Source organism: Marinobacter panjinensis, assembly GCF_005298175.1.
GTDB classification, from domain to species: Bacteria; Pseudomonadota; Gammaproteobacteria; order Pseudomonadales; family Oleiphilaceae; genus Marinobacter; species Marinobacter panjinensis.
In genome coordinates this window covers 1,690,909-1,704,012 of the sequence record NZ_SZYH01000001.1, presented here as the reverse complement: position 1 = coordinate 1,704,012, position 13,104 = coordinate 1,690,909, and the positions used below count along the sequence as shown (strand labels likewise).

Annotated in this window: 17 protein-coding genes and 1 tRNA gene; 10 read left to right on the top strand and 8 right to left on the bottom strand. The window is 54.0% G+C overall.

The annotated features are described in order from the left end of the window. Positions 1-17 precede the first annotated feature (17 nt). The 4 genes from FDP08_RS07820 to FDP08_RS07805 form a co-directional block, all read right to left on the bottom strand. Positions 18-683 (bottom strand): hypothetical protein, encoded by a 666-nt coding sequence (locus FDP08_RS07820; protein WP_137435421.1) that lies wholly within the window; start codon positions 681-683, stop codon positions 18-20. Between the two features lie 11 nt (positions 684-694). Further along, a complete protein-coding gene (locus FDP08_RS07815; protein ID WP_137435420.1) occupies positions 695-1,183 on the bottom strand; it encodes a hypothetical protein in 489 nt (162 codons plus the stop codon). Between the two features lie 116 nt (positions 1,184-1,299). Then, positions 1,300-1,749, bottom strand: a complete 450-nt coding sequence (locus FDP08_RS07810; protein WP_137435419.1) for a hypothetical protein — start codon at positions 1,747-1,749, stop codon at positions 1,300-1,302. A 227-nt stretch (positions 1,750-1,976) separates the two neighbouring features. Then, positions 1,977-2,786 carry a class I SAM-dependent methyltransferase gene (locus tag FDP08_RS07805; protein WP_137435418.1) on the bottom strand — a complete coding sequence of 270 codons (810 nt, stop codon included), beginning with the start codon at positions 2,784-2,786 and terminating at the stop codon, positions 1,977-1,979. 71 nt (positions 2,787-2,857) lie between these two features. Here FDP08_RS07805 and FDP08_RS07800 point away from each other — a divergent pair, with 71 nt between their 5' ends. From FDP08_RS07800 to FDP08_RS07770, 6 genes are all read left to right on the top strand, one after another. Continuing rightward, positions 2,858-3,910, top strand: coding sequence for an AraC family transcriptional regulator (locus FDP08_RS07800; RefSeq protein ID WP_170978989.1), 1,053 nt, complete (start codon positions 2,858-2,860; stop codon positions 3,908-3,910). Between the two features lie 627 nt (positions 3,911-4,537). Further along, positions 4,538-4,819, top strand: coding sequence for a hypothetical protein (locus FDP08_RS07795; protein WP_137435416.1), 282 nt, complete (start codon positions 4,538-4,540; stop codon positions 4,817-4,819). Positions 4,820-4,888: 69 nt separating this feature from the next. Next, positions 4,889-5,170, top strand: coding sequence for a hypothetical protein (locus FDP08_RS07790; RefSeq protein ID WP_137435415.1), 282 nt, complete (start codon positions 4,889-4,891; stop codon positions 5,168-5,170). Positions 5,171-5,259: 89 nt separating this feature from the next. Then, on the top strand, positions 5,260-6,180 hold the full coding sequence (locus tag FDP08_RS07785) for a M14 family metallopeptidase (protein WP_137435414.1): 921 nt from the start codon (positions 5,260-5,262) through the stop codon (positions 6,178-6,180). Positions 6,181-6,322: 142 nt separating this feature from the next. Next, positions 6,323-6,484, top strand: a complete 162-nt coding sequence (locus FDP08_RS20300) for a hypothetical protein (protein ID WP_170978988.1) — start codon at positions 6,323-6,325, stop codon at positions 6,482-6,484. A 319-nt stretch (positions 6,485-6,803) separates the two neighbouring features. Continuing rightward, the gene (locus tag FDP08_RS07770; protein WP_137435413.1) at positions 6,804-7,688 is read left to right on the top strand and encodes an alpha/beta fold hydrolase; all 885 of its coding nucleotides are present in this window, start codon (positions 6,804-6,806) and stop codon (positions 7,686-7,688) included. A 175-nt stretch (positions 7,689-7,863) separates the two neighbouring features. Here FDP08_RS07770 and FDP08_RS07765 read toward each other — a convergent pair whose 3' ends face one another. The 3 genes from FDP08_RS07765 to FDP08_RS07755 form a co-directional block, all read right to left on the bottom strand. Then, on the bottom strand, positions 7,864-8,541 hold the full coding sequence (locus FDP08_RS07765) for a 1-phosphofructokinase family hexose kinase (protein ID WP_206077273.1): 678 nt from the start codon (positions 8,539-8,541) through the stop codon (positions 7,864-7,866). A gap of 103 nt (positions 8,542-8,644) precedes the next feature. Next, positions 8,645-8,902: a DOMON domain-containing protein gene (locus FDP08_RS07760; protein ID WP_137435412.1), complete on the bottom strand. Its 258-nt coding sequence runs from the start codon at positions 8,900-8,902 to the stop codon at positions 8,645-8,647. Between the two features lie 193 nt (positions 8,903-9,095). Then, positions 9,096-9,935, bottom strand: coding sequence for a hypothetical protein (locus tag FDP08_RS07755; RefSeq protein WP_137435411.1), 840 nt, complete (start codon positions 9,933-9,935; stop codon positions 9,096-9,098). A gap of 443 nt (positions 9,936-10,378) precedes the next feature. Between FDP08_RS07755 and FDP08_RS07745 the strand changes: the two genes are divergently transcribed. Further along, positions 10,379-10,789, top strand: coding sequence for a hypothetical protein (locus tag FDP08_RS07745; protein WP_137435410.1), 411 nt, complete (start codon positions 10,379-10,381; stop codon positions 10,787-10,789). An 85-nt stretch (positions 10,790-10,874) separates the two neighbouring features. Here FDP08_RS07745 and FDP08_RS07740 read toward each other — a convergent pair whose 3' ends face one another. Next, positions 10,875-11,816 carry a hypothetical protein gene (locus tag FDP08_RS07740; protein ID WP_137435409.1) on the bottom strand — a complete coding sequence of 314 codons (942 nt, stop codon included), beginning with the start codon at positions 11,814-11,816 and terminating at the stop codon, positions 10,875-10,877. Positions 11,817-12,173: 357 nt separating this feature from the next. Here FDP08_RS07740 and FDP08_RS07735 point away from each other — a divergent pair, with 357 nt between their 5' ends. From FDP08_RS07735 to FDP08_RS07725, 3 genes are all read left to right on the top strand, one after another. Continuing rightward, complete coding sequence (locus FDP08_RS07735) at positions 12,174-12,401, top strand: hypothetical protein (RefSeq protein WP_228263259.1); 228 nt, start codon at positions 12,174-12,176, stop codon at positions 12,399-12,401. An 18-nt stretch (positions 12,402-12,419) separates the two neighbouring features. After that, positions 12,420-12,493 (top strand) — tRNA-Gly (locus FDP08_RS07730). Positions 12,494-12,797: 304 nt separating this feature from the next. Next, a complete protein-coding gene (locus FDP08_RS07725; RefSeq protein WP_137435408.1) occupies positions 12,798-13,094 on the top strand; it encodes a hypothetical protein in 297 nt (98 codons plus the stop codon). Positions 13,095-13,104: the final 10 nt, after the last annotated feature.

The window sequence follows — 13,104 nt, the reverse complement described above, 5'->3', positions numbered from 1 at the left end:
GTTGAACGAGCTTCAACTCAGATCGGCCAACTGGCAATTCTGTTTCCGAATACCAGCAGAAAAAGAGGGACTGGGGAAATCGCAACGGCGACCATGGGTATGTATCGGTGAATGGAAAACATCCTGCTCATGCCAGCCATCAGCGCCAGACCGCCACCGCCGCCCACAACCATATTGCCCGGAAGGTTGATGGCAAGCATCAGGGTCAGGTAGCGGTGCTTCAAAAGCCACGGCACCCATCGCCGGGGCGATATGTCCATTAGCCGGGCCAGTCGTTGCTCGGGGCCAAGCCCGTGGAAGCTCTCCAAAAACGCCGCGGCCCTTACGAGGCGCACTTCACGCAAAAAACGGGTGATGCTTTTTTCCGGTAACAGTCTTCCGGCCATGAAGGCGAGACACAGGGAAATCAGGGTGGCCCCATACACCAGGGGCACAATTTTGGGCCCGAGGATCATCATCAGTGCGAGCCCGATTTCAACACCAGGCACAAAAGGAATGGCCATCAGCAGGATGTAGGCGACCATGGAGATCATGATGATCTGGTGCAGCATGGGCTCGTTCGATGGTCGGATGTCCATGTCCAGGCCATCAATAATACCCTTGGTCAGCAGGTTTCCTGCCACAATGATGACGATCAGAATGGTGAGTTTTAGCAGCCCTGCCACACGTCGTCTGGCTGGCATGACGGACCGGGTCATGGATTGTCGGCCTTTACCAGCCGACCCTCAAACCAGAACTCTTTCTCAAAGGTCCAGTACCAACGCTTGTTTACCCAGGTGAATGAGCCTTCAATCTCGTCGCCCCGGACGGTACCCCGCCAGTACATCATGGCACCCGAATCGGTGCACGGTACTTCTGCTCGCATCTCAATGCCGTCTTCCCGGGTCCTCAGCCAGTACTCGACCTTGGCGTAACCGCAACGCCGCTCGCACTCCCTGGATACGAAATAGCCGTCTTCAAACACCAGCAGGTCATCAACATCCGCAGGTTGCCCTACCGGGCCAAGCCGACTCTGGAAGGATTTGCCGTCCAGCGCCATGGGCAGTGGAGACTGTTCATCAGCGAGTGGGTGAGTGGGATAAGTGATGGCAAGAAGCATCACCAGCCACAAAATCCGGTGACTCGGACCTGAAAATGAAAGGCGTTTGTAAAGGCATGGCGTAAAGCCAGGAGAATGTTCCATGAACACATCCTCCGTGCACTGGACCTGATTAAAGTGTAGTCAATCCAGCGCTAAAATACAGCGGTCTCAGTAAACAGAGAGCGGGTTGATCGACTCATCCCGCTCTCAGCTTTACCTTACTTTACGGGAAGCAAGGGACACTGGAAGTAGACCGGCGGGCCGTCCGGAAAAGATCCCGGAGTGATGGTCAGGTGGCCCATGGCTTCGTGATAGTCGATGTCCTCATCGGAGGTCAGAACCGGCACGATGCCATGATACATAAACCCGGGTCCGGTCCATTCTACAGTGTGTGTGAACCAACGCCCCCCGTTATAGGCCGGATTGCCAGGCGCCGCTTCGGAGATTGGCAGCTGACCTTCCGGGTTATTGGAATTGGTCACCACGTAGAGAGCGTCGAAAGACTGAAGGTTGTTGGCCGTGGGAGCCGGCAAGGTGGTGGTTCCCTTGGTACCCCAGACTTCGCCATCACCCCAAAGTGCAGGCATGAAATTTGGCTGACCGGGGTCTGCGTGAGCCAGACTGGTCATGAGCAAGCTTCCCAGTAAAAACAGAGCGATACGTGACATGGTGGATTCTCCTTGGCAGTATAGTTGTCGCGCTATGTCTTCCAGCCCGCAAGATTTCCAACGGACTAGGTATAGCTTCTGCCATCCCTAACGAGAGTTCCTCATATCACGATAACGAAATGATCACCATTTCATGACGACGATGGTGTTTGCGGCATATCCAAGACCCAATATTTGACTCCGGCACAGTATTTCAGACTTAAGTGAAAACCGGGAACACGCACCCTTCACTCTGCACTTTTCTGCGCCTGAATGGTTAAGGCTGGCATGGTGAACTCAACGGTCCCCTTACTGGTCAGAAAGTCCCGGAACGCCACGTCGGCTTCGCGCATCAGCTTCGTAAACTGCACATCATCCAGAATCCCACCCAGGGTGAACACACAGGCTCGTTCGGTTGAGATCATGTCGCCGATGGTGTCAAATTTTACGGTTCCCAGCTGTTGCTCGATGCTCGCGTCAGGGATGCCCGCTTTCTGCACAAGTTCGCGCAGGTGGTCCGCGTTACCGGCACTGAACGGCGCCCTGAAAGACTCCGCGACATCGGGGCCAAACAGGCTGTTCAGCACTTCAGCAAACACCGAATAACCCGCCGACCGGTGGATGCCATCGCAGACGGCAACCAGGAGGGTTCCGCCCGGTCTGAGCACACGCCACATTTCTGCCAGCCCCTGTGCGCGGGAGTCAAAAAACATCAGGGCAAACTGGCTCAGAACCGCGTCAAAGCTGGCGTCAGCGAATGGAAGGTGTTCGGCCGGTGCCTGGAGCCATGTGATGCTTGGGCGCAGTTGCCGGGCCACATCCAGCATGTCCGGGTTGATATCCACACCGGTGACGCCTTCATCACCGACAATATCGGCGGCAGCCGAGGCCAGCACGCCGGTGCCGCAGCCCACATCAAGTATAGCCATGCCATTGCGCAGTCCGGCTTGCACCGCGAGTCGCGGACCCCACTGACCGAATAATGCGGGCACAAATTGTTGGTGGTAGATTAAAGCAGGGCTTGGAGGTTTAGTTTCCACTTTGCTGAGCGAGGACATGGCAGCCTCCTTTTCCATCGTCGGGTCTCAATGGTGATCCGGTTCCCTTACGTCATATGCTAGGGACTACCATGCAAAGGAACCATAGCCTGTCGTCCGATTCGCTTGTCCAAACGTCCGGGATGGTGGATGCCCTCATCTCCAATGTCCTTGAGAACATCCGGCTGCAGGGGGCGGTGTTTTTTGCCTGGCGGCCCAGCTGGCCTTACGCCACCGGTGTGCCTAATGAACGTTATTTTCGGGATCTGATTTTGCCGGCGTCTGATCAGGTGATCTCCTATCATGTTGTTATAGAGGGGCCTTGCTGGGCGACCGTGGAGGGCGAGCCTCCCGTCAGGCTGGACGGTGGCGACATTATTCTGTTCCCGCATGGCGATGCTTACGCCATTTCGAACCAACCCCGGGACCCGTCTGACAAGGATATCGAGCCCGCCCGGCAGTTTTTCACGTTGATGGCGGCCGGTGAGCTGCCCCTGGTCATTGAAAATGGCGGTGGTGGGCCCGGACAGAACCGGCTGGTGTGCGGGTTTCTGGGGTGTGATCGTTATCCATGGAACCCGCTGCTTGACGGATTGCCCCGTTATATCCTGCTGTCCCGCTCGGCGCTGGAGGGCCCGGTCAACGATCTGATTGATATTGTGCTCCGGGAATGCGGCCATCCCTGGGCCGGCAGTCGTTCGGTGATGAGGCGGCTGGGGGAATTGCTGTTCATTGAAGTCATCAGACAGTATTGCCAAAACGAGGGTCTGACGAACAACCCCTGGATGCGGGGGCTTGCTGACCCGCTTATCGCAAAATGCCTTTCGTTGCTCCACGGCCGCATGGCGGAGACCTGGACCCTTGAAAAATTGGCTGGCCAGCTGAATTGTTCCCGGTCCATTCTGGCGGAACGATTCAGTAGGGTGATTGGGGTGCCGCCGATGAAATATCTGAGCCAATGGCGATTGCAGGTGGCGGCGCGATTGCTGAGGGAGCGGCCGGATAAAATCCTGTCGATTGCTTCAAGCGTTGGCTACGAGTCGGAGATGGCTTTCAGTCGCGCCTTCAAACGTTCTATGGGGGTAAGTCCCAGTGCCTTCCGACGGTCCTCGCAATCGGCAAAAATCGGTGAAAACCGGGACTGAAAACCGGGGCAGACCTATTTTTCGTGTCGCCGTTGCTGACGGTATCTCTGGTGGCTCAGGGCTAATTTGAGTCGCTATCAAACCTCTCCACACTTTGAATGCTCTTCCGCGTTGGTAGACGAGCGTTACTCTATGTTTTTTATTTTCCTTTTTCGAATTTTGCTTTGCAATTGCCGCTCATGCACATCGTACAGTAGTGCTCACGGTCCTCGTGTTTGGTGCCCTCTGCGATAGTGATGCCGCATCCGTTGCAGAGCAAGACAGCAACGTCTCCTTCAAATTTTACAATTGCGTGTTCGTAATTCATAAGATGGTTCGTGAGAAACCCCATCCTTAGAGGCGGGGAGGGATAGCTTGTCGGCGTAAGCCGACCCTTCTCTCACACTCCTTTAGACTGAGCTATCAACCATGAATGTGGCACTCATCCTTCGTGCGCGTCTGCGTGCTGCATCGTAACAGACAATCGCCAGGGCCTCGTCCCTGGCGATTGTCTCACCCGGAAATGACAGTGCTAACCAAACAGCGGCAGGTCTATTTTTGATGGGTTTAACGGCATAGAATTGGCGAATGGTATCGACTGGGTGTTTGTGTGGCACCCAGATAACAAGCGCAGCGACAGGCCTTATTATGCATTTGGATAAAGCAAAAAAGCGCATTGCAAAGCAGATTAAGAAGGGCTTTCATGGCTATCCGCTGGTTTCGCTAGAGTACTTTGGTAAAGCGCCGGGTTCAGCCACCGAGGTCGTTGTTTCATATACTGAGGAAGAGGGTGCCGATCCTCAGAAGCAAACGTTTGTAAGTGGCGGTGATGCCCGCGAAGATGAAACGATTCAATCCACCCTCGTGAAAATTATTGAGCGGGCGGATGCCAAAACGGTGACCGCGATCGACGGCATTTCCACTCTATAATTAAAACTGACGTGTTAGCGCCATGATGACTTGTTCATGCAAGCACAGAGCTCCTCAGAGGTAACTTTGGTGAATAAGCATCTTTTGGAAGGATTTCCGGCGTTTTGCCTCGCGTTTCTGGTTGTATTCCTTGCTTTGCCTGGTGTCTCGATGGGAAGCAGCAATCTGACTTTCGCGTTCAGCGGAAAATCACCGCCTTACAGTTTCTCGCGTGACGAGAGGGCTGTCGGGCTGTTTCCGGATTTGGTGCAGCCCGCTGAAGACGCCCGATTCATTGCTCGACAACTTGGCTATTCGAAGAAGCTGGAAGTTCGCAAGGTTGATTTTATTCCGAATTCCAATCACAACTGAACACTTTGATCGAAAGTTATCGATAAGGCCGTATTTGCATCGGTTTTTGTTATGCATGCGCGAGTGACTGACTGAAGGAGACAAGCGATATGAACACCGCTTCAGCGGCCTATCCAATCGGCACGCCCGGCACTCCCTGGGGCAACGCGGAACGTGCCCAGTGGCTGTCACGGCATACCCGTCACCGCAGTTACGAGTCCGACGTGTTGAGCGTGGTCGAGCGGCTGCGTTCGCGCTTCAATGTGCAAGAGTATGGCCGACTGGAATATGGCCAGGACGTTTATCCGCTGATGGCAAGCCGCAGCCGCGACTGGCGGGCCGATCGGCCGGTGGTGCTGATTACGGGCGGCGTGCATGGCTATGAAACAAGCGGTGTCCGTGGTGCGCTGCAGTTCGTTGAACAACATGCATCGGACTATGCCGGTCGTGTAAACCTGCTGGTCGCGCCTTGTGTCAGCCCCTGGGCTTACGAGCGCATCCATCGCTGGAACGCGAACGCGATTGATCCAAACCGCTCGTTTCGTGAAGACGGCCAGGCCGGGGAGTCCGTAGCGCTCATGCAGCTGGTCGCTGCGACACAGGAGCCAATACTGCTGCACATCGACCTGCACGAGACGACCGATACCGACGAAACCGAGTTTCGCCCGGCGCTTGCAGCCCGTGATGGCAAACCGTTTGAGCCGGGGGACATTCCGGACGGCTTCTACCTGGTGGATGACACCGAGAGCCCGCACCCGGAATTCCAGCAGGCGTTGATCAAGGCGGTGGAAAAGATCACCCATATCGCGCCGGCGGATGACAACGGCGAGATCCTCGGCTCACCGGCGGCCGCTCGGGGCGTTATTCAGTATCCGCTGGCGCAGCTTGGCCTTTGCACCAGCATGACCAACGCCCGCTACAGGACCACCACCGAGGTATATCCGGACAGCGACCGAGTGACCCCCGAGCAATGCAATGCCGCGCAGGTTGCCGCGGTGTGTGCGGCGATCGACTATGCGCTGTCAGGATAGGAAAACTGGGACAGATCTTTTATTTCGGTTATTTGGGTAACCTGGACCGCTTTTCTGGAGTCATTTCCCACTCCCACTCAGCTTCGTCTCCCGGCGCTGGAAGAAATCTGCCAAACTCGATCATCTGAGTGGCTGGAATGTCTTGCAAATAGATCCAGACGTCCTCAACAGTTATGCCTGCAATTCGGACTATCTCTTCAAGCATCTGGATCATCAGGGCCTGCTTGACCTCGTTACTGCGGCTTTGCCTTACCAGGCCTTGCACATACACCTGGTGCGCCTGATTCACGCGCCCGCCGAATGAAGTTGGGGGCGTCCTTCAGCCACCGGTCCTGAACAGACTGGTTGTAGTTTAAATATAGACGGCCATCCCGAATGGCCCAATGTTGTGGATCACCTTTGGCGAGGTAGCCCTGGGCGACCGCCCAGGCGCAGTAGCCGCCGGCGAAGCCTTGGTAGCACAACCTATATTACGCTGCGGTTGCGGCATGGGTGCATGTGAAACTGTTGCGGTGTACCTTCCGCCTTCAGACACAAACGAGGTGGTTTTGTTACCCCTCGACCTCATCTTGAAGCAATGAGCTATCCTGAGACTTTCGACCTTCAAGCATGAGAGCCAAACGATGATCGAAAATCCCCTGGAATTTCCGAGTCATGGTACAACCTGTCGTGGTGTTCTTTACACTCCGAATGGCGACAGTAGAAATTTGCCGTGTGTCTTGATGGCGCATGGTTTTGGTCTGACTCATGCCAGTGGTCTGGCACCGTTTAAAGAAGCCTTCTGCAATGCGGGTTATGCGGTGTTTGCCTTTGACTACCGCCATTTCGGTGACAGTGATGGTCAGCCACGACAGACGCTGAGCCCGCGCAAGGAAGTGGCGGATTGGCTGGCGGCACTGAATTTCGCGCGGCAGCTGGATCGTGTCGATGGCAGCCGCATTTGCCTGTGGGGAACGTCGTTTTCTGGCGGCCTTGTGATTGCGGCCGCGGCAAAGGATGGAAACGTGCAGTGCATCATCTCCCAGTGCCCGATGATGGATGGTCTGGCGTCTTTGCTGGGGGTTATCGGTTATGCCGGCTTCATGCAGGCGATACGCCTGACCTGGCACGGAACGGTCGACTGGCTTCGCCGTGGGCTGGGGATGTCTCCTCGGTATATTGCGTCGGCCGGTCGCCCCGGCGAGTTGGGCATGATGACCGCTGAGGACTGCCAGGAGGGGTATGTTCCCTTGCTGGCCGATAACGCGTCGAATTACGTTGCAGCGGGCGTGAGTTATGCCATTCCCTTTTTCCGGCCCATCCGGTTGGCCAGCAAAGTCGCCTGCCCGGCACTGGTGTTGATTTGCGACCACGATACGGTCGCCCCGGCGAGTGCTGCGGTCAAAGCGGCCGAAAGAATGCCGAGCGCGGAAGTGAAGCACTATCCGGTCGGTCATTTTGATGTCTATCGGGGCGACGCGCTGGTTCAGTCAATCGAAGATCAGCTTGATTTCCTGTCCCGGTTTTAAAGCCGCGTTATGCTAACTTCAGCCCGTAACCGGTCGACCGTTTTCGTATCGAATAACTCGGTCCCCGGTTGCATGACAGTCGCTGCGCCCCCTGTCGTAATGAATCCTCGGCCGACGCGCCCTGCAAGACACTGTCTTGCGTTACCAGTATTGCACCCTCGGAGCCCAGTGACACTCACACCCAGGTCGCGCCCCGTTCCTGCAAGTGTCGGGCTTCCCGAACAATGTCCTGAAGGTTTCTCAAGGGCTGCCCGGTCAGGTTTTCTAGTTCGAACCGGTTGGGTTTGATCAGAAAGGGTTGGGCATCAATCGCGTTGCGGAGTAATTCATCGTGGGAGTCCACCACTGCCTGCCCGCCAGCGGCTCTCAACCGTCGCACCGCCTGCGCGTACAAATCTCTTGGTAAGTCGGGCTGTAGTGAGCCGGTGATTATTCCCAACCCATTGCTGCAATGGGTTACGAATCGGTCCAGCAGGTCTTCCCATTGACGGGTCGATACCTCAGGGCCAACACCACTGACTTCAAACTGGGCCCCCGTCAGGTTTTCAAGAATAGTCCCATTGATCCGGGTTTCCCCCTTCACCTCCAGATAGCTCACTTGATCCAGCTGCGCATCGAGCTGGTGACGCAGGAAGCGGCCTATTTCGCCTGCAACAACACAGAAGGTACAAGCTTGCGCGTCCAGCCGTTTTAGCGCCCGACCAACATTGATCCCGTTGCCACCGGGATCGTAGCGCGATGCAAGGGCATGAACCTTCTGGTCTGCAACCAGCTGAGGGATTTCATAAGTGATATCCACCGCTGGATTCAGGCTCAGAACGGCCACCGGCATTCGGGTGTGAACATCGATCATCAAATGCTCCTGGGAGGTTGCATCCTGGACCCGAAGGTACAGGTCTTACCGCGCTTCAGGGTGATGTCGTCGTAATGGCCGGTGTCGAGCGGTCTGATCCAGGTCACAATCCAGCCATGCGTCGTTCCGAGTCACGGTGGCAGTCCGTGCAGGCGGTGCCGCGTTCCAGCATGCGCGCACCGGGATGTTCCGGGCTATGTAACCACTGGAGGCTAGATTGTCCGGGATAGAACAGCGTAACCTCTTCAACCGGAACCGATGTCCAGTCGATTGGTGTTGTGGCGTCAGCCAGAGCGGAAGCTGCAGAAAAGTTAGCGGCAAAGGCAACCACGGCGAGGTATCTCAGTGAAGTCTGCAACATGGTGCATCCTCGGCATGGTAGGTGGGTTCCGACGGCGAAACTTTTAATCTGCCCTGGAAACGCTCGTCCATGACCACAACATAGACTACAAGGGAAACCCAGGGCAGATTTACTTGTTCTCCTTTTTTCTCGTCACCGCTTCCTTCAGCGCGCCAGCTGAACGCTGGCGCTTTTCTTGGATTTGGTTACTCATTCAGGAACGACGAAGTAACTTCCTTGCGGCGACCCCAAGCAGGCCTATCAGAAGCAATGGCAGTGATGCTGGCGCTGGCACTTCGGCGGCGACCTCGAAATCAAATGTCTTCTGGTAATCTCCGGCACTGACGGAGACATTGTCGATATAACCAGTCTGATCGGGAGTGTACGAGCCCAGACCTAGACTGATACCGAACAGATTAGCCTCGCCAAAATCTGAGTTCAGCGTCGTAAGCCAATCGCCCAGGGTAAGTAGAGGCGGACCACCTGCGCTGTTGGTTGCGCTAAAACCACCGGTGCTCCAAAGCAAACCGCTGTCAAAACTGACGGAGTAGTCAATCCACTCACCGTTCGGCACTGCAGAGCTTGAGCCTTCGGCACCAGGCTGGTTCCAGTAGGGTTCGAAGATCAGTTGAGTATAACCACCCTGATTTTGGGTTGGAGAAGCATTATAAAACTGCATTTTTAACGAAGGGGCGGGTTCAGCAGCACCGGTGCTGCCCTTGTACATCGAATAACTGAAGGAGGCGTTCGCAGCAGAAAGATCATTGACAGTGCCAAAACCGCCGTCAGGAAGAAGCTGAATTTCTGCGCGTGAAGCATTTGTCGACCCGGTCTGAAGCTTCACCGCTCCCGACTGCAAGGGCGCATTGTTCTCAAGGTTACCGCCTTGTCCGGTCAAGTCTACAATTTCAGCCGTTCCACCATCAGCCACCAGGGTTCTTTCCCATGGTTGGTTGTCAAGGTTTGATACGGGTGTTGCTAATGCCGCCACAGGCAGTGCGAACATGAAGGTTGTTGCGAGGACAATATCTGCTTTTCTTGTTTTCCTGAACATACTTATTCTCCAAATTGTTTGTACCAACCAAGCACAAGTTGGCCAGCATCGTTTGGACTGCAAATATTGCGCCTGTAAAAAATAAGCTCTTTTAATCAGCTGGGTATGTCGTTACTCCGGCAGTTAATAATAAATATGTATAGTTTCCCGACACTCAGGTAGAGGGGAAAACTGGGACAGGTTTATTTTCGGAGTGTCTCGGGTGCCCCAAACCTGACGGTATTCAGCTACCAACAGTGGCAATACTTCCGCTAACATCAATCCCATTACACAGAACGGATTCTGTGCCGAAAAAAGCAGGGAGTAGGTGATGCCCAGACAGGCCAGGGTTATCGTGCCCGGTTTTCCCCATCATATTGTTCAACGCGGTCATAACCGCCAGCCGGCATCTGAAGAATAGATCTGTCCCAGTTTCGAATGAGCTCGCCGACAGGAGCGCCATAATGACATCGCCCATTGAAACTGTTCGGAGCCCCTGGATCACGTTCCTCGCGCATCTGTTCGTGATCCTCGTGGCCTGGACCCTCTTTATCAAATACCTGTTCCCGATCGGCTTTGCGCTGGCCAGTAATGAGGCATGGACAACCTATATCTACTGGGACCTGTGGCCGGTTGCGCACCTCTGGCTGGCCTGGGCGTTATTGGCGAGGCCGTGGTATACGCGCATGCTTGCCATCGGCATGTCGGTGGTTGAGATTCTGATCATCTCCACGCTGTTCATCTGGTTCCTGGCGGAGCCGGAGTGGTCCATCTGGCGCACGAACTGGTTTGTGAATAAGGTGTTTGTGGTAACAGCGTTTGTTCTGGTGTTGGGTACGGCGCTGTTCCGGCCTGAAAGCCTGAAGACGCTTTAGAGCTCTCAGGGGGAACCACCAAAAGCAGCAGTATTTAATTCGCTGACGATAGATGGCGAGGAATAGCATTCCTCGCCGCCACTCCTCAATAGACCGGTGCAAAGCCAACGTCGTTGCAGTCTTCATAGCTTTCAACAATCTGGCCATCTATCCACACAGCTACGGCGCCTGCTGTACCAGCCGCACTGCTGCCATATCGCACTTCTGCAGAACCATCACTGGAAATACGGAAGATGCCCTCGGTTGGACAGGTTTCATTGACTGAGATGCTTACCGGAGTGGGTGTCGATATCTGAACATACCCTTCAATCGCAGACCCGATCAGCGTGCCATCCATCGTGAATTCGGCGCCAAACTCCGTCCCTTCCAGGCGCGTCTCGATATTGGTGAGAGCGACGTAACGATTACCGACTTTGAGCTCGAAGGCTTCGATGGTGTCAACAGAACGGCCGCTTTTCGTGTCATTATCCCAGCGTAAAAGTTGGTCCCAGTCGCTGCGACCTTTCACGTTCAATGGCTCGCCACTATCCTTAAGCTCACCGATGATATTATAGCTTTCATACCCCTTCCAGCTTTCGCTGGTCGCCGTTTCACCGGTGAGGGTATCAACATACCGGAAAGTTCCGTTAAGCAGTACGTCGCCGTGACTATAGGTTGAAACTATGCAGTCATTGAACTCCCAGCTTTCATCAACATTCCAGTCTTTGCCCGCGTAGGTGACGTTGGCCGTGCCTCCCCCGTCACAATTGGTGGTTCCCGATTCCCCTCCGGATTGATCCCAAAGAGATTCATGAAGATCACCAAGTAAACCAAAAGCATCGTTCATATCAGTCGAAAGCTGGTTGATATTGTCGACGTTCGTTGACGAGGAAATTTCAATTTTTTTGTTCGCGTAGTTGCTTGAGTCAAGCGAGAGTGTTGGCTCTGCACTTCCGCCGCCCTCTCCACCACCCCCACCACCGCAGGCGGCCAGTAGAGCCAAACTGGAGACTACAATGAAACGCCCGCTCAATTTCTGTTTATTCATGCTTCCCTCTCAGATTTCCTCAAATGCTCTATGTCTGGAGTCCAGCGTTCGGAGTTTATTCCAGACGAACGTGTCTATATTCAGAGGATTTCAAGGGAGCACTGGAGGTAAAAAGGAGGCGTGTTTACAACATCCAATGTTGCTTCCTATCTATCCCTGAACAACTGCACATTAATACGACATACGCTTATAAAGGTAAAGTCTGGGCGTTCAGTTGTGTGACACGCCTGTGCTGTTCTTGAGTACGGTGTACGCGGGGCTGTAGCCTGTTTACTCTCCATCGGGGCATTCTGCTAGCATGCGACGTCACCTTGTGGCGTCTGAACCATTTGGTGGCTGACCCAAGGGAAAAGCGATATGAGCACCGTTTCAGCGGCCCATCCAATCGGCACGCCCGGCACTCCCTGGGGCAATGCGGAACGTGCCCAGTGGCTGTCACGGCAAACCCGTCACCGCAGTTACGAGTCCGACGTGTTGAGCGTGGTCGAGCGGCTGCGTTGGCGCTTCAACGTGCAAGAGTATGGCCGTCTGGAATATGGCCTGGACGTGTATCCGCTGTCAGTAGGAAAACCGGGATCGCTTTAGTATATTGGGGCGCAGGATGCGGGTGTAGCTCAATGGCAGAGCAGAAGCTTCCCAAGCTTACGACGAGGGTTCGATTCCCTTCACCCGCTCCATCTGAAAGCGTATTGCAAAGCAGGTTAATAGCCATTCTAGATGTTTTTACTTATTGTTTTTCCGGTGTCTAAAAACCGAGGCGTGTCAACTTTACTTGCAAGTAATATTTTGCAATTCAAGGTTGCAAGACCCTGTTTTTAATATTTAATTTAATTTAACAAACAATTCATATAAATTAGTATGAGTGCCCTATTTTTAAATGTTTTAATATCGCTCAATTGTGATTTGACGCTTAAATTAAACAAAAATCCTATGTCATGTCTAGTTTATATATATGTTTAAATTAAAAACAGAGGATCTGTTATGAATACTTACTCTATTTTTAGAGAAATCGATTCGCTGATTTCTGTTGTTGAAGCCATGCAGCATGATCTCTCCAGTAGCACCTTCGACACGATGAAAATCGTTGCAGACGAAGTGCCGTATTTTCGCTTGGAGCGGGTTCGGAGCTTGGTAGAAAGCAAGAGCGATTCGTTCTTTCAGTTTGCTCGCACCCTCAACAGAAAAGCAGAGAGGTTTTCTGGAAGCTATGTTGAATTCATCAAGCCTGCTTCTCGTGGGGCCTACATACCCGTTGGTATCGACGTTGATAATGTCTGATTTGAAATAA